This is a genomic window from Pseudomonas sp. ANT_H4, assembly GCF_008369295.1.
Taxonomy (GTDB): domain Bacteria; phylum Pseudomonadota; class Gammaproteobacteria; order Pseudomonadales; family Pseudomonadaceae; genus Aquipseudomonas.
Genome location: NZ_VOBG01000006.1, coordinates 19,433 through 46,430 on the forward strand (window position 1 = coordinate 19,433; position 26,998 = coordinate 46,430).

General features: G+C 60.6%; 27 protein-coding genes. All 27 read left to right on the plus strand.

The annotated features are described in order from the left end of the window. Nucleotides 1-26: 26 nt before the first annotated feature. The 27 genes from FQ182_RS09330 to FQ182_RS09460 all read left to right on the plus strand — a co-directional run bounded on the left by FQ182_RS09330 (nt 27) and on the right by FQ182_RS09460 (nt 26,995). Complete coding sequence (locus FQ182_RS09330; RefSeq protein WP_149411381.1) at nt 27-1,232, plus strand: PAS domain-containing sensor histidine kinase; 1,206 nt, start codon at nt 27-29, stop codon at nt 1,230-1,232. A 6-nt stretch (nt 1,233-1,238) separates the two neighbouring features. Next, entirely contained in the window at nt 1,239-2,627 is a 1,389-nt protein-coding gene (locus FQ182_RS09335; protein WP_149411382.1) for a sigma-54 dependent transcriptional regulator, read from the plus strand. Between the two features lie 145 nt (nt 2,628-2,772). After that, nucleotides 2,773-3,102 (plus strand): flagellar hook-basal body complex protein FliE, encoded by a 330-nt coding sequence (fliE, locus tag FQ182_RS09340; protein ID WP_133099151.1) that lies wholly within the window; start codon nt 2,773-2,775, stop codon nt 3,100-3,102. A gap of 14 nt (nt 3,103-3,116) precedes the next feature. After that, the gene (gene fliF / locus FQ182_RS09345) at nt 3,117-4,895 is read left to right on the plus strand and encodes a flagellar basal-body MS-ring/collar protein FliF (protein WP_149411383.1); all 1,779 of its coding nucleotides are present in this window, start codon (nt 3,117-3,119) and stop codon (nt 4,893-4,895) included. Next, nucleotides 4,888-5,907, plus strand: a complete 1,020-nt coding sequence (fliG, locus tag FQ182_RS09350) for a flagellar motor switch protein FliG (RefSeq protein WP_133099149.1) — start codon at nt 4,888-4,890, stop codon at nt 5,905-5,907. The genes fliF and fliG overlap by 8 nt, the downstream gene beginning before the upstream one ends. A gap of 10 nt (nt 5,908-5,917) precedes the next feature. Next, entirely contained in the window at nt 5,918-6,694 is a 777-nt protein-coding gene (fliH, locus tag FQ182_RS09355) for a flagellar assembly protein FliH (protein ID WP_149411384.1), read from the plus strand. After that, nucleotides 6,684-8,042 carry a flagellar protein export ATPase FliI gene (gene fliI, locus FQ182_RS09360; RefSeq protein ID WP_149411385.1) on the plus strand — a complete coding sequence of 453 codons (1,359 nt, stop codon included), beginning with the start codon at nt 6,684-6,686 and terminating at the stop codon, nt 8,040-8,042. The genes fliH and fliI overlap by 11 nt, the downstream gene beginning before the upstream one ends. A 3-nt stretch (nt 8,043-8,045) precedes the next feature. Next, nucleotides 8,046-8,495, plus strand: coding sequence for a flagellar export protein FliJ (gene fliJ, locus FQ182_RS09365; RefSeq protein WP_133099146.1), 450 nt, complete (start codon nt 8,046-8,048; stop codon nt 8,493-8,495). 89 nt (nt 8,496-8,584) lie between these two features. Continuing rightward, on the plus strand, nt 8,585-8,896 hold the full coding sequence (locus FQ182_RS09370) for an STAS domain-containing protein (protein WP_149411386.1): 312 nt from the start codon (nt 8,585-8,587) through the stop codon (nt 8,894-8,896). Further along, on the plus strand, nt 8,893-10,611 hold the full coding sequence (locus tag FQ182_RS09375) for a fused response regulator/phosphatase (RefSeq protein ID WP_149411387.1): 1,719 nt from the start codon (nt 8,893-8,895) through the stop codon (nt 10,609-10,611). The genes FQ182_RS09370 and FQ182_RS09375 overlap by 4 nt, the downstream gene beginning before the upstream one ends. 31 nt (nt 10,612-10,642) lie before the next feature. Continuing rightward, nucleotides 10,643-10,990, plus strand: a complete 348-nt coding sequence (locus FQ182_RS09380; protein ID WP_149411388.1) for an Hpt domain-containing protein — start codon at nt 10,643-10,645, stop codon at nt 10,988-10,990. Nucleotides 10,991-11,086: 96 nt separating this feature from the next. After that, nucleotides 11,087-12,400, plus strand: coding sequence for a flagellar hook-length control protein FliK (locus FQ182_RS09385; protein ID WP_149411389.1), 1,314 nt, complete (start codon nt 11,087-11,089; stop codon nt 12,398-12,400). 189 nt (nt 12,401-12,589) lie between these two features. Continuing rightward, the gene (fliL, locus tag FQ182_RS09390) at nt 12,590-13,099 is read left to right on the plus strand and encodes a flagellar basal body-associated protein FliL (protein ID WP_149411390.1); all 510 of its coding nucleotides are present in this window, start codon (nt 12,590-12,592) and stop codon (nt 13,097-13,099) included. A 9-nt stretch (nt 13,100-13,108) separates the two neighbouring features. Further along, a complete protein-coding gene (gene fliM, locus FQ182_RS09395) occupies nt 13,109-14,077 on the plus strand; it encodes a flagellar motor switch protein FliM (RefSeq protein ID WP_149411391.1) in 969 nt (322 codons plus the stop codon). Nucleotides 14,078-14,120: 43 nt separating this feature from the next. After that, nucleotides 14,121-14,588 (plus strand): flagellar motor switch protein FliN, encoded by a 468-nt coding sequence (gene fliN / locus FQ182_RS09400; protein WP_149411392.1) that lies wholly within the window; start codon nt 14,121-14,123, stop codon nt 14,586-14,588. Between the two features lies 1 nt (nt 14,589). Further along, nucleotides 14,590-15,024, plus strand: a complete 435-nt coding sequence (gene fliO, locus FQ182_RS09405; protein ID WP_149411393.1) for a flagellar biosynthetic protein FliO — start codon at nt 14,590-14,592, stop codon at nt 15,022-15,024. Next, a complete protein-coding gene (fliP, locus tag FQ182_RS09410) occupies nt 15,024-15,767 on the plus strand; it encodes a flagellar type III secretion system pore protein FliP (protein ID WP_149411394.1) in 744 nt (247 codons plus the stop codon). Before fliO ends, fliP begins: the two co-directional genes overlap by 1 nt. 18 nt (nt 15,768-15,785) lie before the next feature. Next, nucleotides 15,786-16,055, plus strand: a complete 270-nt coding sequence (fliQ, locus tag FQ182_RS09415; protein WP_003175300.1) for a flagellar biosynthesis protein FliQ — start codon at nt 15,786-15,788, stop codon at nt 16,053-16,055. A gap of 8 nt (nt 16,056-16,063) precedes the next feature. Further along, a complete protein-coding gene (gene fliR / locus FQ182_RS09420) occupies nt 16,064-16,840 on the plus strand; it encodes a flagellar biosynthetic protein FliR (protein WP_178114428.1) in 777 nt (258 codons plus the stop codon). Nucleotides 16,841-16,843: 3 nt separating this feature from the next. After that, entirely contained in the window at nt 16,844-17,980 is a 1,137-nt protein-coding gene (gene flhB, locus FQ182_RS09425; RefSeq protein WP_149411396.1) for a flagellar biosynthesis protein FlhB, read from the plus strand. 332 nt (nt 17,981-18,312) lie between these two features. Beyond that, the gene (gene flhA, locus FQ182_RS09430) at nt 18,313-20,427 is read left to right on the plus strand and encodes a flagellar biosynthesis protein FlhA (RefSeq protein ID WP_371923868.1); all 2,115 of its coding nucleotides are present in this window, start codon (nt 18,313-18,315) and stop codon (nt 20,425-20,427) included. A gap of 11 nt (nt 20,428-20,438) precedes the next feature. Further along, the gene (gene flhF / locus FQ182_RS09435; RefSeq protein ID WP_149411398.1) at nt 20,439-21,755 is read left to right on the plus strand and encodes a flagellar biosynthesis protein FlhF; all 1,317 of its coding nucleotides are present in this window, start codon (nt 20,439-20,441) and stop codon (nt 21,753-21,755) included. Between the two features lie 120 nt (nt 21,756-21,875). Beyond that, complete coding sequence (gene fleN / locus FQ182_RS09440) at nt 21,876-22,709, plus strand: flagellar synthesis regulator FleN (protein WP_003192912.1); 834 nt, start codon at nt 21,876-21,878, stop codon at nt 22,707-22,709. After that, on the plus strand, nt 22,706-23,446 hold the full coding sequence (gene fliA, locus FQ182_RS09445) for an RNA polymerase sigma factor FliA (RefSeq protein WP_133099133.1): 741 nt from the start codon (nt 22,706-22,708) through the stop codon (nt 23,444-23,446). The genes fleN and fliA overlap by 4 nt, the downstream gene beginning before the upstream one ends. A 168-nt stretch (nt 23,447-23,614) precedes the next feature. Continuing rightward, nucleotides 23,615-23,989 carry a chemotaxis response regulator CheY gene (locus FQ182_RS09450; RefSeq protein ID WP_178114421.1) on the plus strand — a complete coding sequence of 125 codons (375 nt, stop codon included), beginning with the start codon at nt 23,615-23,617 and terminating at the stop codon, nt 23,987-23,989. A gap of 18 nt (nt 23,990-24,007) precedes the next feature. Beyond that, nucleotides 24,008-24,796, plus strand: a complete 789-nt coding sequence (locus tag FQ182_RS09455; protein WP_149411399.1) for a protein phosphatase CheZ — start codon at nt 24,008-24,010, stop codon at nt 24,794-24,796. Nucleotides 24,797-24,808: 12 nt separating this feature from the next. Beyond that, nucleotides 24,809-26,995 (plus strand): chemotaxis protein CheA, encoded by a 2,187-nt coding sequence (locus FQ182_RS09460; protein WP_149411400.1) that lies wholly within the window; start codon nt 24,809-24,811, stop codon nt 26,993-26,995. The last annotated feature ends 3 nt before the right edge of the window (nt 26,996-26,998 follow it).

Sequence of the window (26,998 nt, forward strand, 5' to 3'; positions counted from 1 at the left end):
GACGGTCAGCCAAGCGAGAGAGCACGATGCCCCACGTCGCCCAACTATCTTCAGTCCCTGACACTCAGGGGCCTTCCGTAGAGCAGATCAGCCGGCTTGGGCTTGAGCAGGCGTTCTCGCTGTTCAGCCAGATGTCCAGTCAGTTGACCGACTCCTACAGCCTGTTGGAGGCCCGGGTTTCTGAGCTCAAAGGCGAGTTGGCGGTGGTCAGTGCCCAGCGCATGGCAGAGCTGGCCGAGAAAGAGCGCTTGGCCAACCGTCTGCAAAACCTCCTCGACCTGTTGCCCGGTGGCGTTATCGTCATCGACGATCAGGGCCGCGTGCGCGAAGCCAACCCGGCGGCCTGCGACTTGCTGGGTTTGCCACTGGAAGGCGAGCTGTGGCGCCATGTCATTGCCCGCTGCTTTGCGCCGCGCGAAGACGACGGTCACGAAATCTCCCTCAAGGACGGTCGCCGGCTGTCCATCGCCACCCGTTCCCTGGACGCCGAGCCCGGCCAATTGGTCTTGCTCAACGACCTGACTGAAACCCGTCACCTGCAGGATCAACTGGCGCGCCATGAGCGCCTGTCGTCCCTGGGGCGAATGGTCGCTTCTCTGGCGCATCAGATTCGTACCCCGCTGTCGGCCGCGCTGATCTACGCCAGTCATTTGACTGACGAGCAATTGCCGGCGGCCACTCATCAGCGTTTTGCCGGTCGGCTCAAGGAGCGTCTGCACGAGCTTGAGCACCAGGTACGCGACATGCTGGTATTTGCCCGCGGCGAGTTGCCGCTGACCGACCGCGTCACACCGTCGGCGCTGATGCAGTCCCTGCAAGCCGCTGCGGCCACCCATATTCAAGACGTGTCGGTACGTTGGCAGTGCGACAGCCATCTGGGGGAGTTGCTGTGCAATCGCGACACGCTGGTGGGTGCGCTGCTTAACTTGATTGAAAACGCGACCCAGGCCAGCGGCCCCGGGGCGCGGCTCAAGGTGCATCTGTACACCCGCGCCGACACCTTGCGGCTGTGTATCAGCGACAGCGGCAGCGGGATCGAGCCGCTGGTGTTACAGCGCCTGGGCGAGCCCTTTTTTACCACCAAAACTAACGGTACCGGCCTGGGCCTGACCGTGGTCAAGGCAGTGGCGCGGGCGCATCAGGGAGAATTGCAGCTGCGTTCCCGGTTGGGTCGCGGCACCTGTGCGCTGATGACGCTGCCGCTGTTTTCAAGCGCGCCAAGCGCGGAGTAAAGGTAAATGGCTATCAAGGTTTTATTGGTTGAAGACGATCGCGCCCTGCGTGAAGCATTGGCTGACACGCTGCTGTTGGCGGGCCATGACTACCGGGCGGTCGGTTCTGCCGAGGAAGCCTTGGAGGCTGTAGAGCACGAATCCTTTAGCCTGGTGGTTAGCGATGTCAACATGCCGGGCATGGACGGCCACCAGTTGCTCGGCCTGTTGCGCGCCCGCCAACCACAATTGCCGGTGCTGCTGATGACCGCCCACGGCGCCGTCGAGCGCGCTGTGGATGCCATGCGTCAGGGCGCGGCGGACTACCTGGTAAAACCCTTCGAGCCCAAGGCCTTGATCGAACTGGTCGCCCGCCATGCCCTTGGCACTCTCGGTGCCGCCGATGGCGAAGGCCCGATTGCCTTTGAGCCGGCCAGTGCTCAATTGCTGGAGCTGGCGGCCCGTGTGGCGCGCAGTGATTCCACGGTGCTGATCTCTGGCGAGTCCGGCACTGGCAAAGAAGTGCTGGCGCGTTATATCCACCAGCAATCCCACCGCGCCAGCCAGCCGTTTATCGCGATCAACTGCGCGGCGATCCCCGACAACATGCTCGAAGCCACCTTGTTCGGCCATGAAAAAGGCTCCTTCACCGGTGCTATCGCTGCGCAAGCCGGCAAGTTTGAACAGGCCGACGGCGGCACCATCCTGCTCGATGAAATTTCGGAAATGCCCCTGGGCCTGCAAGCCAAGTTGCTGCGGGTGCTGCAGGAACGCGAAGTGGAGCGGGTCGGCGCACGCAAGCCGATTCAGCTGGATATCCGCGTGGTCGCCACCACCAACCGTGATCTGTCGGGCGAAGTGGCGGCGGGGCGCTTTCGTGAAGACTTGTTCTACCGGCTCTCGGTGTTCCCTCTGGCCTGGCGCCCTTTGCGCGAGCGCCCGGCGGATATCATCCCGCTGGCCGAGCGTCTGCTGAGCAAGTACGTTAATAAAATGAAGCATGCCCAGGCGCGGTTGTCGGCCGAAGCCCAGGCGTGCCTGATCAGCTATCCGTGGCCGGGCAATGTGCGCGAGCTGGACAATGCGATCCAGCGTGCATTGATTTTGCAGCAGGGCGGCTTGATCCAGCCTCAGGACTTTTGCCTGGTGTTGGGTAACAGCAGCAGTGGCGCTGCGCCGCTACCCAGCCTGGCTGTCCCGCCGGTTGAAGCCGCTCCCGCCGAATCGGCTGGCGCATTGGGCGACGACCTGCGCCGCCGCGAATTCCAGATGATCATCGACACCCTGCGCTCCGAGCGCGGCCGTCGCAAAGAGGCTGCCGAGCGGCTGGGCATCAGCCCGCGGACCTTGCGCTACAAGCTGGCGCAAATGCGCGATGCCGGGATGGACGTGGAAGCCTACCTTTTCGCCACCTGAAAATTCCCCACATGAAAACCTTGGGGGCGACAGGATCAGTCGTCTTTTCTTACAAGTAGCCACGGAGCTGGCACCCTTGTTGCTACCACCCTACTAACCGCAGACGTAGTGTCAAAAAATTGCGGGCCGTCGGAGAGAGAAGTTCATGAGCCAAGGTGTTGAGTTCAATCGGTTGATGTTGGATATGCGCTCCATGCAAATGGATGCCATGGCTAGCTCGAAATCCGTCACGCAAGTGCCGGAATTGGGCAAGAGCAACTTTGCCGACATGCTCGGTCAAGCCATCAACAAGGTCAGCGATACCCAACAGGCTTCCAGCCAATTGGCGACTGCCTTCGAGATCGGCAAGAGCGGCGTGGACCTGACCGACGTGATGATCGCCTCGCAAAAGGCCAGTGTTTCCTTCCAGGCCTTGACGCAGGTGCGCAACAAGCTGGTTCAGGCCTATCAAGACATCATGCAGATGCCGGTTTAAGGACGATTTGAGTCATGGCAGAAGCAGTCGTGGATAACGCACCCGCTAAGCCAGACGGCAAACCGCCGCTGTTTGGCCTGTCGTTCCTGGAAAACCTTTCCGAGATGACCATGTTGCGTCAGGTGGGCCTGATGGTCGGCCTGGCTGCCAGCGTGGCGATTGGTTTTGCCGTGGTGCTGTGGTCCCAGCAACCCGATTACCGGCCGCTCTACGGCAGCCTGGCGGGTATGGACGCCAAGCAGATCATGGAAACCCTGGCCACCGCCGACATCGCCTACACCGTCGAGCCCAATTCCGGCGCGTTGCTGGTAAAAGCCGATGACGTATCCCGTGCGCGGATGAAACTGGCGGCAGCCGGCGTCACCCCCACCGACGGCAATATCGGTTTTGAAATCCTCGACAAGGACCAGGGTCTGGGTACCAGCCAGTTTATGGAAGCCACCCGCTACCGTCGTGGCCTGGAAGGCGAGCTGGCACGCACCATCTCCAGCCTGAATAACGTCAAGGGTGCCCGCGTGCACCTGGCGATTCCGAAAAGCTCGGTGTTTGTGCGCGATGAACGCAAACCCAGCGCCTCGGTCTTGGTTGAGCTGTTTTCCGGCCGCTCCCTTGAGCCTGGCCAGGTCCTGGCGATCATCAACCTGGTGGCCACCAGCGTTCCCGAGTTGAGCAAGTCGCAAATCACCGTGGTCGACCAGAAGGGCAACCTGCTCTCCGACCAGGCGGAAAACTCCGCACTGACCATGGCCGGCAAGCAGTTCGACTACAGTCGTCGTATGGAAAGCATGCTGACCCAGCGGGTGCATAACATCCTGCAACCGGTGTTGGGCAATGATCGCTACAAGGCTGAAGTGTCCGCCGACGTGGACTTCAGCGCGATCGAGTCGACGTCCGAGCAGTTCAACCCGGACCAGCCGGCGCTGCGCAGTGAGCAATCGACCAGCGAACAACGTACCGCCAGCAGTGGCCCGCAAGGCGTGCCCGGGGCCCTGAGCAATCAGCCGCCAGCCCCGGCTTCGGCCCCGCAAACCACAGGTGGTGCTGCGGCTACCGCTGCCGCGATCCAGCCCGGCCAGCCGCTGCTCGACGCCAACGGCCAGCAGATTATGGACCCAGCCACCGGCCAGCCGATGCTTGCGCCGTACCCTGCGGACAAACGTCAACAGTCCACCAAGAACTTCGAGCTGGACCGTTCCATTAGCCACACCAAGCAGCAACAAGGTCGCTTGAATCGCCTGTCGGTGTCGGTGGTGGTGGATGATCAGGTCAAGATCAACGCCGCCAACGGCGAAACCAGCCGCGCACCGTGGAGCACCGACGAATTGGCGCGCTTCACCCGCCTGGTGCAGGACGCCGTGGGCTTTGATGCCAGCCGTGGCGACAGCGTCAGCGTGATCAACATGCCGTTCTCCCTGGAGCGCGGTGAAGTGATCGCTGAGACCCCGTTCTACTCGATGCCATGGTTCTGGGATATCGTCAAACAAGTACTGGGTGTGCTGTTCATCCTGGTGCTGGTGTTCGGCGTGCTGCGCCCGGTGCTCAACAACATCACCGGCCACGGCAAGAAGCAACTGGCACCCTTTGGCGGTAGCGATGTCGAGTTGGGTGGCATGGGCGGCCTGGATGGTGAATTGGCCAACGACCGAGTCAGCCTCGGCGGCCCGCAAAGCATCTTGCTGCCTAGCCCGAGCGAAGGCTATGACGCACAGTTGAACGCAATCAAGAGTTTGGTGGCAGAAGATCCGGGTCGTGTGGCCCAGGTCGTGAAAGAGTGGATTAACGCAGATGAGTGATAGTCGAGCTGCTGTAGCCAAACTCTCCAAGGTCGACAAAGCCGCCGTGCTGCTGCTGTCCCTGGGGGAAACCGACGCCGCCCAAGTGCTGCGCCACATGGGCCCCAAAGAGGTTCAGCGTGTTGGCGTGGCCATGGCGCAAATGCGCAATGTGCACCGCGAGCAGGTCGAACAGGTGATGAGCGAGTTCGTCGAGATCGTCGGCGACCAGACCAGCCTGGGCGTCGGTTCCGACAGCTATATTCGCAAGATGCTCACCTCAGCCCTCGGCGAGGACAAGGCCAACGGCCTGATCGACCGCATCCTGCTGGGCGGCAACACCAGCGGCCTCGACAGCCTGAAGTGGATGGAACCCCGTGCCGTGGCGGACGTGATCCGCTACGAACACCCGCAGATCCAGGCCATTGTCGTGGCGTATCTGGACCCGGACCAGGCTGGCGAAGTGCTTGGTCATTTCGACCACAAGGTACGCCTGGACATCATCCTGCGGGTCTCGTCGTTGAACACCGTGCAACCGGCGGCCTTGAAAGAGCTGAACACCATTCTCGAGAAGCAATTCTCGGGCAACTCCAACGCCTCGCGCACCACCCTGGGTGGCATCAAGCGTGCGGCGGACATCATGAACTTCCTCGACAGCTCCATCGAGGGCCAGTTGATGGACTCGATCCGCGAGATCGACGACACCCTGTCCGTGCAGATCGAAGACCTTATGTTTGTCTTCAACAACCTGTCGGATGTCGACGACCGTGGCATCCAGGCGCTGCTGCGCGAAGTCTCCTCCGATGTGCTGGTACTTGCCCTTAAAGGCTCGGATGAGGGCGTCAAGGAAAAGATCTTCAAGAACATGTCCAAGCGGGCATCCGAACTGTTGCGCGACGACCTGGAGGCCAAGGGCCCGGTACGCGTCAGCGATGTGGAAACCGCGCAGAAGGAAATCCTCACCATTGCCCGCCGTATGGCCGAAGCCGGAGAAATCGTTCTCGGCGGGAAGGGCGGCGAAGAAATGATCTAAGGCGCCGCACATGTCGAACAAAGATGAGACGCCCAGTGATTTGATTCGCGCCCGGGATGTTGGCGGGTTTGACGTCTGGTCGCTGCCCAGCTTCGACCCGCACCGGCCCGAGCCCGAGCCGGAACCTGTTGAAGAAACCCCGGTGGAAATGGAAGAAGTGCCCCTGGACGAAGTCCAGCCACTGACCCTGGAAGAGCTGGAAAGCATTCGTCAGGAGGCTTACAACGAAGGCTTTGCCACCGGCGAGAAAGAAGGCTTCCATAGCACCACTCTCAAGGTCCGCCAGGAAGCTGACGCCGCCCTGAGCGCCAAGCTGGCCAGCCTGGAACGGTTAATGGGCAACTTGTTTGCGCCCATCGCCGACCAGGATTCGCAGATCGAAAAGGCCATGGTCGGCCTGGTGGAACAGATCACTCGCCAGGTGATCCAGCGCGAGCTGAAGATGGACTCGACCCAGATCGAAAGCGTCATGCGCGAAGCCCTCAAGTTGCTGCCGTTGGGCGTGGGCAATGTGCGCCTGTACATCAATCCCCAGGATTTCGAGCAGGTCAAAGGCCTGCGCGAACGCCATGAGGAAACCTGGCGCATCGTTGAAGATGCCGCGCTGCAGCCGGGCGGTTGCCGGGTCGAGACCGAACACAGCCGTATCGATGCCACCGTCGAGACGCGTATCAGCCAGATCATGGCCAAACTTTTTGACCAGTTGCACGAGCAGGCGCTGCACCCGGCGGCAGCTGATCTGCATCTTGAATTAAACGACGACCTGGACGCTTCTGATGCGCCTTGATCGCACCAGCTTCGCCAAGCGCCTGGGCGGCTATGTCGAAGTCGCCGAGTTGCCGGGCCAGCCAATCCTCGAAGGTCGGCTGCTGCGCATGGTCGGCCTGACCCTGGAAGCCGAAGGCCTGCGCGCTGCCATGGGCAGCCGCTGCATGGTGATCAACGACGACAGCTATCACCCGGTGCAGGTCGAGGCGGAAGTGATGGGCTTCTCCGGCAACAAGATTTTCCTGATGCCCGTTGGCAGTCTCGCCGGTATAGCTCCCGGTGCGCGGGTCGTGCCATTGGCCGACACCGGCCGCTTGCCCATGGGCATGGGCATGCTTGGCCGGGTACTCGACGGCGCCGGTCGCGCCCTCGACGGCAAGGGCGGGATGAAAGCCGAAGACTGGGTGCCGATGGACGGCCCCACCATCAACCCCCTCAAGCGCAACCCCATCAGCCAGCCGCTGGACGTGGGCATTCGCTGCATCAACGGTTTATTGACGGTGGGCCGCGGCCAGCGCCTGGGCCTGTTCGCCGGTACCGGCGTGGGCAAGAGTGTGCTGCTGGGCATGATGACCCGTTTTACCGAGGCCGACATTATCGTGGTCGGGCTGATCGGTGAGCGGGGCCGCGAGGTCAAGGAATTCATCGAGAACATTCTCGGCGAAGAAGGCCTCAAGCGCTCCGTGGTGGTTGCCTCGCCGGCGGATGATGCGCCGCTGATGCGCTTGCGCGCAGCGATGTACTGCACGCGTATCGCCGAATATTTTCGCGACAAGGGCAAGAATGTCCTGTTACTGATGGACTCCCTCACGCGTTTCGCCCAGGCCCAGCGGGAAATCGCCCTGGCCATCGGCGAGCCGCCGGCCACCAAGGGTTATCCTCCATCGGTGTTCGCCAAGCTGCCCAAGCTGGTGGAACGCGCCGGTAATGCCGAGGCCGGTGGTGGTTCGATCACGGCGTTCTACACGGTGCTGTCCGAAGGTGATGACCAGCAGGACCCAATAGCCGACTCGGCCCGGGGCGTGCTCGACGGCCACATCGTGTTGTCCCGGCGCTTGGCGGAGGAAGGACACTACCCGGCCATCGACATCGAAGCGTCCATCAGTCGGGTGATGCCGTCGGTGGTCAGCCCTGAACATATGGCCCGGGCCCAGCAGTTCAAGCAATTGTGGTCGCGCTATCAGCAGAGTCGCGACCTGATCAGCGTTGGCGCCTACGTGCCCGGCGGTGATCGCGAGACTGACCTGGCGATTGCCCTGCAACCGCAGTTGGTCACCTACCTGCGCCAGGGCCTCAACGACAACATCAGCATGGCCGAGAGCGAAGGGCACCTGGCGTCGGTGTTCGCACCTGCGCCCGGCGGTTAAGCCGTGGCTACAAGTCGCGCAGCCCGCCTGGCGCCAGTGGTGGAGATGGCCGAAAGCGCCGAACGCACCGCCGTCCAGCGGTTGGGGCATTTCCAGGGCCAGGTGCGCCTGGCGGAAAGCAAGCTGGGCGACCTGGAGCGCTTTCGCGGCGAATACCAGCAGCAATGGATCGCCCGCGGCAGCCACGGGGTTTCCGGGCAGTGGCTGATGAATTACCAGTACTTCCTTAACCAACTGGAAACGGCTGTCGGCCAGCAGCGCCAAAGCCTGGTCTGGCACCAGAACAACCTCGACAAGGCCCGCGAAGGCTGGCAACAGGCCTACGCCCGGGTCGAAGGCCTGCGCAAGCTGGTGCGGCGCTACATCGAAGAAGCCCGCACCCTGGAAGACAAGCGCGAGCAGAAGCTGCTGGATGAATTGTCCCAGCGCTTGCCGCGCCAAGACGTCTATTAGCTATTGCACCGACTCCTACATGGATTTGCCCCCATCCCCTTCACCTGCTAAACCTTGTTGCACATTGCCAATGACAAGGAAGCAGTTGTATGTCAGTTGCTACAGAAGTATCCGCAGACGGGCAAAAGGTGACGATTTCGATCAAGGGGCGATTCGATTTCGGCAAGCATCAAGAGTTTCGCGATTCCTACGAACACATCGCCAAGAAGCCCGAGACTTACGTCGTGGATTTGAAAGAAGCCACCTACCTCGACAGCTCCGCGCTGGGCATGCTTCTGCTGCTGCGCGACTACGCCGAGGGCCAGGGCCGGGAGCCTGACGTGCGTGTAATCAATAGCAGCTGCGACGTACGTAAAATCCTCGCCATCTCCAACTTCGACAAACTGTTCGACATCAGTTGAGCACCTTGGCCCCGGTGCTCGAAGCCCTGACCGTCCTGATCGCCGAAGACAGCGCCGCCGACCGTCTGTTGCTGTCGACCATCGTCCGCCGCCAGGGCCATTTGGTGCTTACCGCCAGCAATGGTCAGGAAGCCGTGGAGGTGTTCGCTCGCGAGCGCCCGCAATTGGTCTTGATGGATGCGCTGATGCCGGTGATGGACGGCTTTGAGGCTGCCCGGCAGATCAAGCACCTGGCGGGGGAGGCGCTGGTGCCGATCATCTTCCTCACCTCCCTGCGCGAGAGCGAAGCCCTGGCCCGGTGCCTGGACGCCGGTGGTGACGACTTCCTGGCCAAGCCTTACAACCAAGTGATCCTGGCGGCGAAGATCAACGCCATGGATCGTCTGCGCCGCTTGCAGGCCACGGTGTTGCAGCAGCGCGACCTAATTGCTCGGCACAACGACTACCTGCTCCATGAGCAGCGGGCGGCCAAGGCGGTGTTCGACAAGGTTGCCCATTCCGGCTGCCTCAATGCAGCGTCGAATATTCGTTATCTGCAATCGCCCTATGCCTTGTTCAACGGTGACCTGTTGCTGGCGGCCTATACGCCCTCTGGCGATATGCACGTTTTATTGGGCGACTTTACCGGCCATGGCCTTCCGGCAGCTATCGGCGCGATGCCGCTCGCGGAAGTGTTCTACGGCATGACCGCCAAGGGCTACGGCCTGGCGCAAACCCTGCGGGAAATGAACGCCAAGCTCAAACGTATCCTGCCGGTGGATATGTTCTGCTGCGCGACGTTGTTGTGCCTGAGCGCCCAGCGCCGGATGGTGGAAGTATGGAACGGCGGCATGCCCGACGGCTATGTGCATGAGGTAGCCAGCGGCCGGCGCACGCCGCTGGTGTCGCGGCATTTACCCTTGGGGGTGCTGGCGGCCGAGTCCTTTAGTGATCGCACCGAGGTCTGGCCGATGGCGTTGGGCGACCGGGTCTTCTTGTTGTCCGATGGTGTGCTCGATACCGCCGATGTCAATGAACAGTTGTTTGGTGCCGAGCGGTTACTGCAGGTATTTGCTGCCAATCGCCAGCCTGAACAGCTGTTCGAAGAAATCGAACAAGCCCTCGCCGGTTTTCGCGGCCAGGTGCGGGACGACATCAGCATGGTGGAAGTCAGCCTGCTGCCCGACCAGCCCTTGCGGTCGCCGACCATGGTCTATTCCGACAGCGGCCAGTCGTGCCCGCTGGATTGGTCGGTGAGCTTCGAGTTTCGCGCCGAGACCCTCAAGCGTTACAACCCGCTGCCGTATTTGCTGCAGTTGTTGCTGGAAATCCACGGCTTGCGGGGGCAGAGCGGGGCGCTGTACAGCGTAATGGCCGAGCTGTATTCCAACGCTCTGGAGCACGGCGTGCTGGGCTTGGACTCGCGCCTCAAGCGTGACGCCCAGGGTTTCGCCAATTATTACCGCCAGCGCAACGAGCGCCTGGGGCAGTTGGACAGCGGCTTTGTGCGAGTGCATGTCAACGTGGTGCCGACGCCGGTGGGTGGTTGCCTGACCCTGCGTATCGAAGACAGTGGGCCAGGCTTTGACGTAGAGCAGGTGCTGGCGCGGCCGCTGGACGTCGACCGTCTGTCCGGCCGCGGCCTGAGCCTGGTCCGCCAGCTCAGTGGCGATGTACGCTGGTCGGACGGTGGGCGCAGTGTCTGCGTAGAGTTTTCCTGGGAGGCTCTGGCATAATCGCGCCGATTCTTGATCAAGGAGCGAGCAAGTGGCAGAGATTCATTTGGACCCTGATGTGTTGATGGGTTTGCAGGAAGTAATGGAAGGCGAGTATCCGAAACTGCTGGATACGTTTTTGGATGACTCGCAAAAACGCGTACAAGCGCTGCGTGATGCTCGCAATGATGCCAACACCTTGGGCAAGATTGCCCATAGTTTCAAAGGCAGCAGTGGCAACCTCGGGGCTTTACGCCTGGCGGAGCTGTGTCGGCGATTGGAAGATGAATCGGCGAAGCAGGCGCAGGTTGGCTTGGGGGCGCTGGTGGACGAGATTGATCATGAGTTTGCCTTTATACGGCCGTTATATGAGCACGAGCGTCAGCGCTTCCAGCTCTGATCCCCGCGAGAGTCGAAGCCTTGCATAAACCTGGCCCGACTCTTGCTCTACCTCTTCTTACTGCGCCCTCGACCCTGTGCAGTGGAGACCTCACTTATGCCTCTCGCCCCGAACTCGCTCCTTCAGGCTGCCCCTGCGGTCAAGCCTAAAGCTTCCTCCGCCAATGCTCCGGCAGTGGTCGCGGGCCCGCGTGCCAAGGGGCCGGGCTTCGCTCAGATGTACGCCAAGGAGTCGCAGGTAACGCCGACCAAGTCCACGGACATGGCGCCCAAACCAAACCGCGACAAGCCCGCCGACACCAGCGCCAAGAAAGATTTCAGCAATGACAAGCCTGCCGCTGGTACTCCAGCGGTTGCCGATAGCGGCAAGAACTTGCCTGGCTCGCCGAGCAAGACCGACGCAGCGGCCAGCACCGATGACGATACGACCAAGGACCCTGCGCTGGTTCAGCAGCCACCGGTCGACCCGGTCGTTGACCCGGCGCTGGCGGCTGCAGTCACGCCAGTGCCGCTTCCCGCTCCAGTACCTGTGGACGACGCTGCCAAGCCGGTTGCCGTTGTTGCGCTGCCGGTTGTCTCTGAAGATGTCAAGCCGGCCTTCGATCCAGAAGCCGATCCACTGGATGCATTGCCGGCCGTACGCCTGGCGATGGAGCAGGGTGGGCACATCTCGGCCAGCAGTCAGGCCTCACAAAAAGCCGCCCCGACCCAGGCTGAGCCCACCGCCGCACAAAATTTCGCCAACGGCCTGGCGGCCATGGTGGATCAGCAGGCGGCCAAGGACAGCACTGACCAGGGCGGTGACAAGGCTTTCAGTGGCTTGATCGAAGACGGCCTCAAAGACCTTAAGAACGCCAGCAGCGACACCCGTGTCGACGACTTCGCCAATCGCCTGGCGGCATTGACCCAGGCAGCGACGCCGAAAACCGCCAATGCCTTGCCCCTCAACAACCAGCCGTTGGCCATGCACCAGGGCGGCTGGACCGAGGAAGTGGTGAACCGGGTCATGTACCTGTCCAGCGCCAACCTCAAGTCGGCAGAAATTCAGCTGCAACCAGCGGAACTGGGTCGCCTGGATATTCGCGTGAACATCACGGCGGACCAGCAGGCCCAGGTCAACTTCATGAGCAGCCATGCGGTGGTGCGTGAAGCCCTGGAAAGCCAGTCGGGGCGGCTGCGGGAAATGTTCGCCCAGCAGGGCATGGGGCAAGTGGACGTCAATGTTTCCGACCAGTCTCGCGGTTGGCAGGGACAGGGACAGGAGCAACAGCAGAATCAGAGCCGTGGCGTCAGTGGCAGCGGCGAGCGCGGTGATGGGCATGAGGGGGGCGGGGCAGGTGACGTGGCCGAAGTCGCCGCGCCGGCTGTCCGTACAGTGATCGGTTCCAGTGCCGTGGATTACTACGCCTGATCTGGCTGGGAAAGCTTCCTCTGTGGCGAGCAGGCAAGCCCGCTCGCCACATTAAGCCCGTACCCACATTGGCTACGCGGTGTTGCGGATATCGCGTTACTCTTCAGTTCGATCAGACAACTCTGGCATAACACTTGCTCTTGCCTTGCCGTGGATCTGTGAAAACCCGAATAGTGACGGATTATTGGCATGGCGAAGAGTGACGACGCAGCAACAGCAGCACCCGCACCGGCAGGCAAGGGCAAGCTCAAGCTTATCCTGCTGATTGTCCTGGCCTTGTTCCTGGCGATCGGCTTGTCGGTGGGCGCGACCTGGTACTTTATGCACAGCGCCCAGAGCAAGCCGGTGTCTGTCGTCGAGGCCAACAGCAACGTCAAGCAACCGGCAATCTTCGAGCAGATGCTCCCGGCCTTTGTCGCCAACTTCAACCAGAACGGCCGTCAACGCTACTTGCAGGTGAGCATTACCCTGCTGGCGCGTAACCAGGCGGACCTGGATGCCCTCAAAGTGCATATGCCGGTTATCCGTAATAACCTGGTGATGCTGTTCTCCGCACAGAGCTTCGACAGCCTGATCACTCCGGTGGGCCAGGAGATGTTGCGCCAGAAAGCGACTGCCAGCGTGCAGGAAGTGGCTCAGAAGGAAATCGGCAAAGTCGTGGTCGAGCAGTTGCTCTTCACTAATTTCGTATTGCAGTAGGATCACGACATGGCCGTGCAGGACCTGCTGTCCCAGGATGAAATCGATGCGTTGCTCCACGGTGTCGACGACGGTCTGGTAGAGACCGAAATGGCTGCCGAGCCCGGCAGCGTCAAAAGCTACGACCTGACCAGCCAGGATCGCATTGTCCGTGGACGCATGCCGACCCTGGAAATGATCAACGAACGTTTCGCTCGTTACACCCGTATCAGCATGTTCAACATGTTGCGCCGCTCGGCGGACGTGGCGGTGGGCGGCGTGCAGGTGATGAAGTTCGGCGAATACGTGCACTCGCTGTACGTGCCCACCAGCCTCAACCTGGTGAAGATCAAGCCGTTGCGCGGTACCGCGCTGTTCATCCTCGACGCCAAGCTGGTATTCAAGCTGGTGGATAACTTCTTCGGTGGTGACGGCCGTCACGCCAAGATCGAAGGCCGCGAATTCACCCCCACCGAATTGCGGGTGGTGCGCATGGTGCTGGAGCAGGCTTTCATCGATTTGAAAGAAGCCTGGCAGGCGATCATGGAAGTCAATTTCGAGTACATCAACTCGGAAGTGAACCCGGCCATGGCCAACATCGTCGGCCCCAGCGAAGCCGTTGTGGTTTCCACCTTCCACATCGAACTCGATGGCGGTGGCGGCGACCTGCACGTGACCATGCCGTACTCGATGATCGAGCCGGTACGGGAAATGCTCGACGCCGGTTTCCAGTCCGACCTGGACGACCAGGACGAACGCTGGGTCAAGGCCCTGCGCGAAGACCTGCTGGACGTCGATGTGCCGTTAAGCGCTACGGTAGCCCGTCGCCAGTTGCGCCTGCGGGACATTTTGCACATGCAGCCGGGGGATGTGATTCCCATCGAGCTGCCGGAAGAATTGATCATGCGCGCCAATGGTGTGCCGTCGTTCAAGGTCAAGCTCGGTTCCCACAAGGGCAACCTGGCGTTGCAAGTGATCGAACCGATCAACCGTCGCTGATCCATCCCTAATTTATGAATGTTTGCTCCGCCGAGGACATGTAATGGCTACCGACCACGAGAACACTTCCGCCGAAGACCAGGCCCTGGCTGACGAATGGGCAGCGGCCCTGGAGGAAACCGGTGATGTCGGCCAGGACGATATCGACGCGCTGCTGGCCGCCGATGCCGCCACCGCACCGGCGGGCAATCGCCTGCCCCTGGAAGAGTTCGGCAGCGTGCCGAAGAACCACGAGCCGGTGACCCTGGACGGTCCGAACCTGGACGTGATCCTCGACATCCCGGTGTCGATTTCCATGGAAGTGGGCAGCACCGAAATCAACATCCGCAACCTGCTGCAACTCAACCAGGGTTCAGTGATCGAACTCGACCGCCTGGCCGGCGAGCCGCTGGATGTGCTGGTCAACGGCACGCTGATCGCCCACGGCGAAGTGGTGGTGGTCAACGAAAAGTTCGGCATCCGCCTGACGGACGTGATCAGCCCAAGCGAACGCATCAAGAAGTTGCGCTGACATGAAGCGCTTGGTGGTGGGACTGTTGTGGGCGCTGCCATTAAGCGCCTTGGCGGCTGAACCGGTGGTTCAAGCGGCAGCGCCTGCTGTCAGCAGTGGCATGGCCGGGCAACTGACCCAACTGGTACTGGGCTTGTTGCTGGTGGTCGGGCTGATTTTTGTCCTGGCCTGGCTATTGCGCCGGGTGCAGCGCATCGGTCCGGGTAATGCCCAGGTCATTGAAGTGGTGGGGTCGCGAGCCCTTGGCCCGCGTGACCGGCTGGTGCTGGTGCAAGTGGGTGAAGAACAGATTCTGCTGGGCATCACTCCCGGCCGCATCACCCCGCTGCATGTACTCAAGCAGCCGGTGCACGTGGCCCAGACCCAAACGGCTACGCCGGAGTTCGCCCAGCGCCTGATGGAGTTGTTGGGCAAGGACCAGAAGGATAAGAAGTGATGCGCGTTTTATTGACGCTCATGCTGTTGCTGGCTGCGCCTCTGGCACTGGGGGCCGACCCGTTGTCGATCCCGGCGATCACCCTGGGCACCAACGCGGCCGGGGCGCAGGAGTATTCGGTCAGCCTGCAGATCCTGTTGATCATGACTGCGCTGAGCTTTATCCCGGCGTTCGTCATGCTGATGACCAGCTTCACCCGCATCATCATCGTCTTCTCGATCCTGCGTCAGGCCCTGGGCCTGCAGCAGACGCCGTCGAACCAGATCCTTACCGGCATGGCGTTGTTTTTGACGCTGTTCATCATGGCCCCGGTGTTTGACAAGGTGAACCAGCAAGCCCTGCAACCGTACCTGGCCGAGAAAATGACGGCCCAGGACGCGATCGACAAGGCCCAGGGCCCGATCAAGGATTTCATGCTGTCCCAGACCCGCTCCAGCGACCTTGAGCTGTTCGTGCGCCTGTCCAAGCGCACCGACATTGCCAGCCCTGACCAGGCGCCGCTGACCATTCTGGTGCCGGCGTTCGTCACCTCGGAACTGAAGACGGCATTCCAGATAGGCTTCATGATTTTCATCCCGTTCCTGATCATCGACCTGGTGGTGGCCAGTGTGCTTATGGCAATGGGTATGATGATGCTGTCGCCGCTGATCATTTCCTTGCCGTTCAAGATCATGCTGTTTGTGCTGGTGGATGGTTGGGCGCTGATTATCGGCACCCTGGCTGGCAGTTTTGGTGGTGTTTAGTTCGATAGGTAACGCCTCATGACCCCAGAAGTCGCAGTCGACCTGTTTCGCGAAGCGTTATGGCTGACCACCATGATGGTGGCCGTGCTGGTGGTGCCCAGCCTATTGGTGGGCCTGCTGGTGGCGATGTTCCAGGCCGCGACCCAGATCAATGAACAAACCTTGAGCTTCCTCCCGCGTCTGCTGGTGATGCTGGTCACCCTGATCGTCGCAGGTCCCTGGCTGGTGCAAACCTTCATGGAATACATCCTGCAGCTGTATGGCAGTATTCCGCAGCTGATCGGCTGATGAGCCCGCTGCTGGAGTTGACCAACGCGCAGATCGGCACCTGGGTGGCCTCATTCATGCTGCCGCTGTTTCGCATCGCCGCCGTGCTGATGACCATGCCGGTGTTCGGTACTACCCTGGTTCCAAAGCGAGTGCGCCTGTTTTTTGCGGTAGCGATCGCAGTGGTGCTTGTCCCTGGCTTGCCGCCGATGCCCACCGTCAGTGCCCTGGACCTGAGTGCGTTGCTGCTGATTGCCGAGCAGATCCTGATCGGCGCGCTGCTGGGGTTTTCCCTGCAACTGTTTTTCCAGGCCTTTGTGATTGCCGGGCAGGTGATCTCGATCCAGATGGGCATGGGCTTTGCCTCCATGGTCGACCCCACCAACGGCGTGTCGGTGGCGGTAATCGGGCAATTTCTGACCATGCTGGTGACCTTGCTGTTTTTGGCCATGAACGGCCACCTGGTGGTGTTCGAAGTGCTCACCGAAAGCTTCACCACCTTGCCGGTGGGTGAGGGGCTGGTGGTCAGTCACTTCTGGGAGCTGGTGGGCCGCCTCAGTTGGGTGCTGGGCGCCGCCTTGCTGCTGGTGCTGCCGGCGATCACCGCGCTGCTGGTGGTCAACATCGCCTTTGGCGTGATGACCCGGGCGGCGCCGCAGTTGAACATCTTCTCCATCGGTTTCCCCCTGACCCTGGTGCTGGGCATGGGGATTTTCTGGATCGGCATGGCCGACATTCTCAATCAGTATCAACCGCTGGCCAGTGACGCCTTGCAGTTTTTACGTGATCTGGCACGGGCGCGCTGAGCCATGGCCGAGAGCGAGAGTGGTCAGGACAAGACAGAAGACCCCACGGACAAACGAAAAAAGGACTCCAGGGAAAAGGGCGAGATTGCCCGCTCCAAAGAGCTCAATACCCTTGCGGTGATGCTTGCCGGTGCCGGTGGCCTGCTGATCTACGGCGGTGGCCTGGCGATTGATCTGATGGAGTTGATGCGCCTGAACTTCTCCTTGCCTCGCGAGGTACTGCTGGATCAGCGCTCCATGGGCATCTACCTGCTGCACTCGGGGAAAATTGCCATCCTCGCGATGCAGCCGGTGCTGGTCACGTTGCTGCTGGCAGCAATCATTGGGCCGATTTCCCTCGGTGGCTGGCTGTTTGCCGCCGGCAGCCTGGCGCCTAAATTCAGCCGGATGAACCCTGGTGCCGGGATCAAGCGGATGTTTTCGGCCAAGGCGCTGATTGAGTTGCTCAAGGCCCTGGCCAAGTTCTTCATTATTTTGTTTGTGGCGCTGGCGGTGTTGTCAGCGGATATCGACGATTTGCAGCGCATCGCCCATGAACCGCTGGAGCTGGCGATCATCCATAGCGTCCAGGTAGTGGGCTGGAGTTCACTGTGGATGGCCCTCGGCCTGCTGTTGATCGCCGCCGTCGACGTCCCGGTGCAGTTGTGGGAAAGCCACAAGAAACTGCTGATGACCAAGCAGGAAGTGCGCGACGAGCACAAGGACCAGGAAGGCCGGCCGGAAGTGAAGCAGCGCATTCGCCAACTGCAGCGCGAGATGTCCCAGCGCAAGATGATGTCGTCGGTTCCCGATGCTGATGTGGTCATCACCAACCCGACTCACTACGCCGTGGCCCTCAAGTACGACCCGGAGAAGGGCGGCGCACCGATGCTGCTGGCCAAGGGCAGCGACTTTACCGCCCTGAAAATCCGCGAAATCGCCGTGGCCAACGATATCCTGCTGCTGGAATCGCCAGAACTGGCCCGGTCGATTTTCTACTCCACCGACCTGGATCACGAAATTCCTGCCGGTCTTTATCTGGCGGTGGCCCAAGTGTTGGCTTACGTCTATCAGATCCGCCAATACCGCGCTGGCAAGGGCAAGCGCCCAGACCCCCTCAAGGACCTGCCGATCCCGCCGGATTTGCGTCGCGATTCCTAAGGCTTATGTTGCCAGCAATGACCCTTTCGAAGTCAGGCCCCCCGTCGTAGCAGTTGTCGAGCCTAAGCGAGGCTACGTTGGCTGCACCACCGCTTTCAGATCAGCCCCCAGCACCGAGTCGCCCCCAACGCAGCCTCGTTCCACTCGACAGCTGCTACGGGACATTGATATCGGGAGAGCGGGGCATGCCGATCATTCCCACGCAGGGCGAGAGAACGATCTGCGCCTTCAAGCAAAAGTTGGAAGGCTTCTTGCAATGACGCCTTCACGTCGCCTTCTGGCGTCAAAAGTTTGCTTCAAGGAAACGAGGAATACCGGTGGATCGTTCTCAAATGCTCAACAATGCCCGAGGCACGCTGACAGACCTTTCACGAGGCAATCTGGGCGTACCGTTGTTGCTGTTGGTCATGCTGGCAATGATGATGTTGCCGATGCCGCCGTTCCTGCTCGACGTGTTCTTCACCTTCAACATTGCCCTGTCCATCGTCGTGCTGCTGGTGTGCGTCTACGCCCTGCGGCCCTTGGATTTCGCGGTTTTCCCCACTATTTTGCTGGTCGCCACCTTGCTGAGGCTGGCGCTCAACGTCGCCTCCACGCGGGTGGTCATGCTTCACGGCCAGGACGGCCACGCCGCTGCGGGCAAGGTGATCCAGGCCTTCGGCGAGGTGGTGATCGGCGGTAACTATGTGGTCGGTATCGTGGTGTTCGCGATCCTGATGATCATCAACTTCGTGGTAGTGACCAAGGGCGCCGGGCGGATTTCCGAGGTGAGCGCGCGTTTCACCCTCGACGCCATGCCCGGCAAGCAAATGGCTATCGACGCCGACCTCAACGCCGGCCTGATCGACCAGAACCAGGCCAAGAACCGTCGCCTGGAAGTGGCCCAGGAAGCCGAGTTCTACGGCTCCATGGACGGTGCGAGCAAGTTCGTGCGCGGTGACGCCATCGCCGGCCTGCTGATTCTGTTCATCAACCTGATCGGCGGCATGGCGGTCGGTATCTTCCAGCATGGCATGACCTTCGGCGACGCCGGCAGGGTCTACGCCTTGCTGACCATCGGTGACGGTTTGGTGGCGCAATTGCCATCACTGCTGTTGTCCACCGCTGCCGCGATCATGGTGACCCGTGCTTCGGGCTCCGAAGACATGGGCAAGCAGATCAATCGGCAGATGTTCTCCTCGCCCAAGGCTCTGGCGGTGGCGGCCGGGATCATGGCGGTGATGGGTATTGTGCCTGGCATGCCCCATGTGTCCTTTCTTTCCATGGCAGCCCTCGCGGGGGGCGCGGCCTACCTGTTCTGGAAAAAGCAGAGCGGGGTCAAGGTCCAGGCGCTGCAAGAAGTTGCACGTCAGCAGGAGTTGCTGCCATCGCCGTCCCGTGCCCAGGAAACCAAGGAGCTGGGTTGGGACGACGTGACGCCTATCGACATGATTGGCCTGGAAGTGGGCTACCGCCTGATTCCCCTGGTGGACCGTAACCAGGGCGGGCAATTGCTGGCGCGGATCAAGGGCGTGCGCAAGAAGCTGTCCCAGGACCTGGGCTTTCTGATGCCCACTGTGCACATTCGTGACAACCTCGACCTGGCCCCCAGCGCCTACCGCCTGACCTTGATGGGCGTGACCCTGGCAGAAGCCGAGATCTACCCGGACCGGGAGTTGGCGATCAACCCCGGCCAGGTCTTCGGTACCCTCAGCGGCATAACCGCCAAAGATCCGGCTTTTGGCCTGGAGGCCGTGTGGATCGAAGCCAGTCAGCGCAACCAGGCGCAGTCCCTGGGCTACACCGTGGTGGATGCCAGCACGGTGGTCGCCACCCACCTTAACCAGATTCTCTACAAGCACTCCCACGAGCTGATTGGCCACGAAGAAGTCCAGCAACTCATGCAGTTACTGGCCAAAGCCTCGCCGAAACTGGCTGAAGAGCTGGTGCCGGGAATACTGTCGCTGTCGCAACTGCTCAAGGTGCTGCAAGCGCTGTTGGCCGAGCAGGTGCCGGTGCGGGACATTCGCAGCATTGCCGAAGCCGTCGCCAACAATGCCGCCAAGAGTCAAGATACTGCCGCGCTGGTCGCCGCGGTGCGCGTCGGATTGTCCCGCGCCATTGTCCAAAGCATTGTAGGGCTTGACTCCGAGCTGCCTGTGATCACCTTGGAACCAAGGTTGGAACAAATATTGCTCAATAGTATTCAGAAGGCAGGGCAAGGCCAGGAAGAGGGCGTTCTGCTGGAGCCAAGCATGGCTGAAAAGCTGCAGCGTTCGTTGATTGACGCCGCACAGCGCCAGGAAATGCAGGGCCAACCGGTGATTCTGCTGGTGGCAGGCCCCGTTCGGGCGATGTTGTCGCGGTTTGGACGCCTGGCAGTACCGAATTTGCACGTTTTGGCTTATCAGGAAATTCCTGACAATAAGCAAGTGACTATCGTCGCGACAGTAGGCCCCAACGGCTGAGGTAGTGGGTTATGCAAGTGAAGCGTTTTTTCGCCGCCGATATGCGTCAGGCCATGAAACTGGTTCGTGATGAGCTGGGCGCCGACGCCGCGATTATCGGTAACCGTCGCATTGCCGGCGGTGTCGAGCTGACGGCTGCCCTGGATTACCAACCCTCGGCGCTGGCGCCGCGCGTACCGAACATGGAACTGGAAGACGAGCTGCGCAAGACCGCCTCGCGCATTGTCTCGGCCCAGGCCGAATTGAGCATGCGCGGCGACAGCGACGCCACCACCAATCGCCAGCTGTTCGCCGGCCTGCCGCTGACCGCCTCCGAGCCGCTGGTGGAGCCGACCTTTGTCGAGCCACCACGGCCTGCGGCGCCCGCACAGGCGGCCCCGGTCGATCAGCGCGTGTTCGACTCTATGCGTTTTGAACTCAACGGCCTGCGTGAGTTGCTGGAAGTGCAGCTTGGCTCGTTGGCGTGGAACCAATTGCAGGGCAGCAAACCGCAACAGGCCAACCTCTGGCGCCGCCTGCAACGCATCGGCCTGTCCGGCCCGTTGTCCCGCGACCTGCTGGCGCTGACCACCGAAATTGAAGAGCCTCGCCAGGCTTGGCGCATGTTGCTGGCCCATCTGGCGCGGATGATTGTTACCCCTGAAATCGAACCTCTGGAAGAAGGTGGCGTGATTGCCATGGTCGGCCCTGCCGGCATGGGCAAGACCACCACCCTGGCCAAGCTGGCAGCCCGATACGTGCTCAAGTACGGCGCGCAGAACATCGCGCTGGTGAGCATGGACAGCTACCGCATTGGCGCCCAGGAACAGCTCAAGACCCTGGGCCGCATCCTCAACGTGCCGGTGACCCATGTCGATCCAGGCCAGTCGTTGGCCAACGCCCTCGATCCGCTGCTGCGCAAGCGCGTGGTGTTGATCGACACCGCTGGCCTGCAAGCCAGCGATCCGGCCCTGCGCATGCAGCTGGAAAGCCTGGCTGGGCGCGGGATCAAGTCAAAAAATTATCTGGTGCTTGCAACAACCAGCCAGAAACAGGTTCTCACCGCTGCGTACCACAGTTACAAGCGTTGTGGGCTGGCCGGCTGCATCCTGACTAAACTTGACGAAACGGCGAGTCTGGGCGAGGTGCTGAGTTTGGCAATCAGTCATGAATTACCGGTCGCCTACCTGACCGACGGGCCGCGGATCCCGGATGATTTACATCTGCCGCGCCGTCATCAGTTGGTCAGCCGTGCCGTCAGCGTGCAAATGCAGGAAGAACCCAGTGAGGAAGCGATGGCTGACATGTTCGCGGATCTCTACCACAGTCCGGCCAAACGGGTCGGCTGAGGGCAACATGGCCTTCAATATAAAATGACAGTGCAAAGTACCTACATCGATGGTCTGCCAGCAGTTCGCGCAACCACCTCATGTAGCCTGCGTCTAAGCAAGACAAGGTAAAGAAATAAAATGGGCAGCATGCATCCCGTACAGGTGATCGCGGTGACCGGCGGCAAAGGTGGCGTCGGGAAAACTAACGTGTCAGTGAATTTGTCCCTGGCCCTGGCAGAGCTTGGCCGCCGCGTCATGCTGCTGGATGCCGACCTGGGACTGGCGAACGTTGATGTTCTGCTGGGACTGACGCCCAAACATACATTGGCCGATGTCATCGAGGGCCGCTGTGAGCTGCGCGACGTGCTGTTGCAGGGTCCCGGCGGGATTCGCATCGTGCCGGCTGCCTCCGGCACCCAGAGCATGGTGCATCTGAGCCCGGCGCAGCATGCGGGCCTGATCCAGGCCTTCAGCGATATTGGCGACAACCTCGACGTGCTGGTGATCGACACCGCCGCCGGGATCGGTGAGTCCGTGGTCAGCTTTGTGCGCGCAGCGCAAGAAGTGTTGCTGGTGGTCTGCGACGAGCCCACCTCGATCACCGACGCCTACGCCCTGATCAAACTGCTTAACCGCGACTACGGCATGAACCGCTTCCGCGTGCTGGCCAACATGGCCCAAAGCCCGCAGGAAGGACGCAACCTGTTCGCCAAGTTGACCAAGGTCACGGATCGCTTCCTCGATGTCGCCTTACAATATGTTGGCGCAGTTCCCTATGACGAGTGTGTGCGCAAGGCTGTGCAAAAGCAGCGTGCAGTCTATGAAGCATTCCCTCGTTCGAAGTGCGCACTGGCGTTCAAGGCTATTGCTCAGAAGGTCGATACTTGGCCGTTGCCCGCCAATCCGCGGGGGCATCTGGAGTTTTTCGTCGAGCGATTGGTGCATCAGACGAGTGCAGGACCGGTGTTATGACAGCCAGCGGCTACAACCTTTACAAGAGTTCGGCTCGTGATAGCCAAGGCGAATTGATTGAGCGCTATGCGCCCTTGGTCAAGCGCATTGCCTACCACTTGCTGGCACGCTTGCCCGCCAGCGTTCAGGTCGAAGACCTGATCCAGGCAGGCATGATCGGCTTGCTCGAAGTGTCGACCAAATATGACGCGAGCAAGGGTGCGAGTTTCGAGACGTATGCGGGTATCCGTATCCGTGGCGCGATGCTCGACGAAGTGCGTAAAGGTGATTGGGCGCCGCGTTCGGTCCACCGTAATACCCGCATGGTAAGTGACGCAATTCGCTCAATTGAAGCAAAAACCGGTCGTGACGCTAAAGATCACGAAGTTGCGGCCGAACTCCAATTGAGTCTCGACGATTACTACGGGATTTTGAACGATACCTTGGGCAGTCGCTTGTTCAGTTTCGACGACCTGTTGCAGGACGGCGAACATGAAGGGCTGCACGAGGACGGCGCGAGTGCTCATCTCGAACCGTCGCGCGATCTGGAAGATGAACGCTTTCAGGGCGCACTGGCGGACGCGATTGCCAATTTGCCGGAGCGTGAGCGACTAGTGTTGGCGCTGTACTACGACGAAGAGCTGAACCTCAAGGAAATCGGTGAGGTCCTGGGGGTCAGCGAATCGCGGGTCAGCCAGTTACACAGCCAGTGCGCGGCCCGCTTGCGGGGGCGTTTGGGAGAGTGGCGAGCGCGCTGACAGGCAGTGTGGGGACACTGCGAACGACACCGTCCATGCTCTTGGTGTGGACGGGTTAGCCCGTGGTGTACCCCTGCAGTCCTTTTTGTGTAACGCCTGTTGATTGAAATGGCGCGCCCAGGTGCTGGACGCGTTTAAGACTGCTTGGAGGTCGAATTGGACAAGAACATGAAAATCCTCATCGTTGATGACTTCTCAACGATGCGGCGGATCATAAAAAACCTGTTGCGTGACCTTGGGTTCACAAACACGGTCGAGGCGGATGACGGCATTACAGCGATTCCGATCCTCAACAGCGGGAGCATCGACTTTCTGGTAACCGACTGGAACATGCCGGGCATGACCGGTATCGATTTGCTGCGTCATGTGCGCGCTGATGAAAAACTGCGCAGCCTTCCCGTGCTGATGGTGACCGCCGAAGCCAAGCGTGAACAGATCATCGAAGCCGCCCAGGCCGGGGTCAACGGCTACGTGGTCAAGCCATTCACCGCATTGGCCTTGAAAGAGAAGATCGAAAAAATCTTCGAACGCATCAACCATTGATGTCGCCACGGGGGAGCTATGGAGCATAACGAATCATCGCAGGCCGATTTCGAATCGACCCTGAAAAAACATGCTCACCAGTTGGTCGAAAGCCTTGAAAAAGGCCGGTTCGGCGATGCGGTGCAGTTGATTCATGAGCTTAACCAGACCCGTGATCGCGGCCTGTACCAGGAAGTGGGCAAACTCACCCGTGAGCTGCACAGTGCAATCGTCAATTTTCAGATTGACCCGCACATGCCCCAGGCCGAAGAAATCTCGCAAATCACCGATGCCACCGAACGCCTGTCCTATGTGGTCAGGCTGACTGAGGCTGCGGCCAACCGCACCATGGACCTGGTGGAAAACTCCACGCCCCTGGTCAACGGCATGGCCAATGAAGCCAAGGCGCTGAGCACCGACTGGGGCCGTTTCATGCGCCGGGAAGTGGGCGCCGAAGAATTTCGTGAGCTGGCGCGTCGGGTCGAAGGATTTCTGTCGCGTTGTGAGCAGGAAAACCGCACGGTTTCCAGCAACCTCAACGACATTCTGCTGGCCCAGGATTACCAGGACCTCACCGGCCAGGTGATCAAACGGGTGACCCAACTGGTCACTGAAGTGGAAAGCAATTTGCTCAAACTGGTGCTGATGGCCGGGCAGGTGGATCGTTTTGCCGGTATTGAACATGACCGCGAAGCGATCCTCTCGGAAAAAGATCCACAAAAACACCTCGCCAAGGGTGAAGGTCCGCAGATTCATGCCGATAAACGTGAAGACGTTATGTCAGGGCAAGATGACGTAGACGATTTGCTGTCCAGTCTTGGATTTTAGGAGCACACGTACATGAGCTTCGGCGCCGATGAAGAAATCCTTCAGGATTTTCTTGTAGAGGCCGGCGAAATTTTGGAGCAACTGTCCGAGCAACTGGTTGAGCTGGAAAGCCGACCGGATGATGCGAACCTGCTCAATGCAATTTTTCGCGGTTTTCACACTGTAAAAGGGGGCGCCGGCTTCCTCCAGCTCCATGAGCTGGTGGAGTGCTGTCACATCGCCGAGAACGTGTTCGACATCCTGCGCAAGGGTGAGCGGCACGTCGACTCGGAATTGATGGACGTGATTCTGGAAGCATTGGACGCGGTCAACGGCATGTTCAGTGAAGTGCGCGAACGTGCACCGATCACTGCCGCCACCCCGCAACTGCTGGCCGCTCTGGCGCGCCTGGCAGAACCGGCTGCCAATGCACCGGCACCAGTGGCTGAACCTGTGGCCGAGCCCGCAGGTGATGTCACTGACAGCGAATTTGAACAACTGCTGGACTCGCTCAATGCCGTCAAGGCCCAGGCTGAGGCTCCGGTAGCCGCTACACAAGCAATGGTGCCGACTACCGAAGACATTACCGACGACGAGTTCGAGTCGTTGCTCGACCAGTTGCATGGCAAGGGCCAGTTTGCCCCCGACGCCGTGGCGGCGACGCCCGCGCCAGTGAAAGCGGCTGCACCTGCCAGCAATGAAATCACCGACGACGAATTCGAAGCATTGCTGGATCAGTTGCATGGCAAAGGCTCGTTTGCCGCTGAAGCGCTGCCGGCAGTCGCTGCGGCTGCTGCTGCGCCAGCCGCACCCTCTGCCGATGGCCTGATCTCTGATCACGAGTTCGAATCCCTGCTCGATGACCTGCACGGCAAGGGCAAGTTCTCCGATGTCGCACCTGCCGCTGCTGCCACGGCCACGGCCGCTGTTGCCACACCGGCTCCGGTTGCTGCCAAGGCCGCTGCACCAGTGGCTGCGAAACCTGTGCCTGCCCCGGCCCCAGCGCGAGCACCTGCTGCCCCCACCCCGGACAAGCAACCCGTCAGTGAAGCCGAAACCACTGTACGGGTTGATACCGCACGGCTGGACGACATTATGAACATGGTCGGCGAGCTGGTGCTGGTGCGTAACCGTCTGGTGCGCCTGGGGCTTAACAGTGGCGATGAAGCCATGCAAAAGGCCGTATCGAACCTCGACGTGGTCACCGCTGACCTGCAAACCGCCGTCATGAAGACCCGGATGCAGCCGATCAAGAAAGTCTTCGGCCGCTTCCCGCGCCTGGTTCGCGACTTGGCTCGGCAGTTGAAGAAAGAGATCAACCTGGAACTGGTGGGCGAAGAAACCGACCTCGACAAAAACCTTGTCGAGGCCCTGGCCGACCCGCTGGTCCACTTGGTGCGCAACGCCGTTGACCACGGCATCGAAACCCCGGAAGAACGTGAAGCAACGGGCAAGACCCGTGGCGGCAAGGTGATTCTGGCGGCGGAACAGGAAGGCGACCATATCCTGCTGTCCATCTCTGATGACGGCAAAGGCATGGACCCGAACATTCTGCGGGGCATCGCGGTCAAGCGCGGCGTGATGGACAAGGACGCCGCCGACCGTCTGACGGACACCGAGTGCTACAACCTGATTTTTGCACCGGGTTTCTCAACCAAGACCGAGATTTCCGACGTGTCCGGCCGTGGCGTGGGCATGGACGTGGTGAAAACCAAGATCAGCCAGCTCAATGGCTCGATCAATATCTACTCGACCAAGGGCCAGGGCTCGAAGATCGTCATCAAGGTGCCGTTGACCTTGGCGATCATGCCCACCCTGATGGTGATGCTGGGTAACCAGGCCTTCGCCTTCCCGCTGGTCAACGTCAACGAAATCTTCCACCTCGACCTGTCGCGCACCAACGTGGTGGACGGCCAGGAAGTAGTGATCGTGCGCGACAAGGCGTTGCCACTGTTCTACCTCAAGCGCTGGCTGGTGGCCTCGGCCAAACATGAAGAGCAGCGTGAAGGCCATGTGGTGATTCTCTCCGTGGGCACCCAGCGTATCGGCTTTGTCGTCGATCAACTGGTAGGCCAGGAAGAAGTGGTCATCAAGCCTTTGGGCAAAATGCTGCAGGGAACCCCGGGCATGTCGGGTGCGACCATTACCGGTGACGGTCGGATCGCACTGATTCTCGATGTTCCGAGCATGCTCAAGCGTTACGCCGCACGGCGTATTTGATTC

Bases quoted from the DNA above. Each gene is read 5' to 3' on its own strand.
- fliM (WP_149411391.1), top strand. From the start codon at position 13,109: ATGGCCGTGCAGGACCTGCTGTCCCAGGATGAAATCGATGCGTTGCTC.
- flhA (WP_371923868.1), top strand. From the start codon at position 18,313: ATGCTCAACAATGCCCGAGGCACGCTGACAGACCTTTCACGAGGCAAT.
- FQ182_RS09385 (WP_149411389.1), top strand. From the start codon at position 11,087: ATGCCTCTCGCCCCGAACTCGCTCCTTCAGGCTGCCCCTGCGGTCAAG.
- FQ182_RS09370 (WP_149411386.1), top strand. From the start codon at position 8,585: ATGTCAGTTGCTACAGAAGTATCCGCAGACGGGCAAAAGGTGACGATT.
- fliI (WP_149411385.1), top strand. From the start codon at position 6,684: ATGCGCCTTGATCGCACCAGCTTCGCCAAGCGCCTGGGCGGCTATGTC.
- fliG (WP_133099149.1), top strand. From the start codon at position 4,888: ATGAGTGATAGTCGAGCTGCTGTAGCCAAACTCTCCAAGGTCGACAAA.
- fliH (WP_149411384.1), top strand. From the start codon at position 5,918: ATGTCGAACAAAGATGAGACGCCCAGTGATTTGATTCGCGCCCGGGAT.
- FQ182_RS09455 (WP_149411399.1), top strand. From the start codon at position 24,008: ATGGAGCATAACGAATCATCGCAGGCCGATTTCGAATCGACCCTGAAA.
- FQ182_RS09330 (WP_149411381.1), top strand. From the start codon at position 27: ATGCCCCACGTCGCCCAACTATCTTCAGTCCCTGACACTCAGGGGCCT.
- fliE (WP_133099151.1), top strand. From the start codon at position 2,773: ATGAGCCAAGGTGTTGAGTTCAATCGGTTGATGTTGGATATGCGCTCC.
- flhB (WP_149411396.1), top strand. From the start codon at position 16,844: ATGGCCGAGAGCGAGAGTGGTCAGGACAAGACAGAAGACCCCACGGAC.
- fliP (WP_149411394.1), top strand. From the start codon at position 15,024: ATGCGCGTTTTATTGACGCTCATGCTGTTGCTGGCTGCGCCTCTGGCA.
- fliN (WP_149411392.1), top strand. From the start codon at position 14,121: ATGGCTACCGACCACGAGAACACTTCCGCCGAAGACCAGGCCCTGGCT.
- FQ182_RS09460 (WP_149411400.1), top strand. From the start codon at position 24,809: ATGAGCTTCGGCGCCGATGAAGAAATCCTTCAGGATTTTCTTGTAGAG.
- FQ182_RS09450 (WP_178114421.1), top strand. From the start codon at position 23,615: ATGAAAATCCTCATCGTTGATGACTTCTCAACGATGCGGCGGATCATA.
- fleN (WP_003192912.1), top strand. From the start codon at position 21,876: ATGGGCAGCATGCATCCCGTACAGGTGATCGCGGTGACCGGCGGCAAA.
- FQ182_RS09335 (WP_149411382.1), top strand. From the start codon at position 1,239: ATGGCTATCAAGGTTTTATTGGTTGAAGACGATCGCGCCCTGCGTGAA.
- fliA (WP_133099133.1), top strand. From the start codon at position 22,706: ATGACAGCCAGCGGCTACAACCTTTACAAGAGTTCGGCTCGTGATAGC.
- flhF (WP_149411398.1), top strand. From the start codon at position 20,439: ATGCAAGTGAAGCGTTTTTTCGCCGCCGATATGCGTCAGGCCATGAAA.
- fliL (WP_149411390.1), top strand. From the start codon at position 12,590: ATGGCGAAGAGTGACGACGCAGCAACAGCAGCACCCGCACCGGCAGGC.
- fliF (WP_149411383.1), top strand. From the start codon at position 3,117: ATGGCAGAAGCAGTCGTGGATAACGCACCCGCTAAGCCAGACGGCAAA.
- fliQ (WP_003175300.1), top strand. From the start codon at position 15,786: ATGACCCCAGAAGTCGCAGTCGACCTGTTTCGCGAAGCGTTATGGCTG.
- fliO (WP_149411393.1), top strand. From the start codon at position 14,590: ATGAAGCGCTTGGTGGTGGGACTGTTGTGGGCGCTGCCATTAAGCGCC.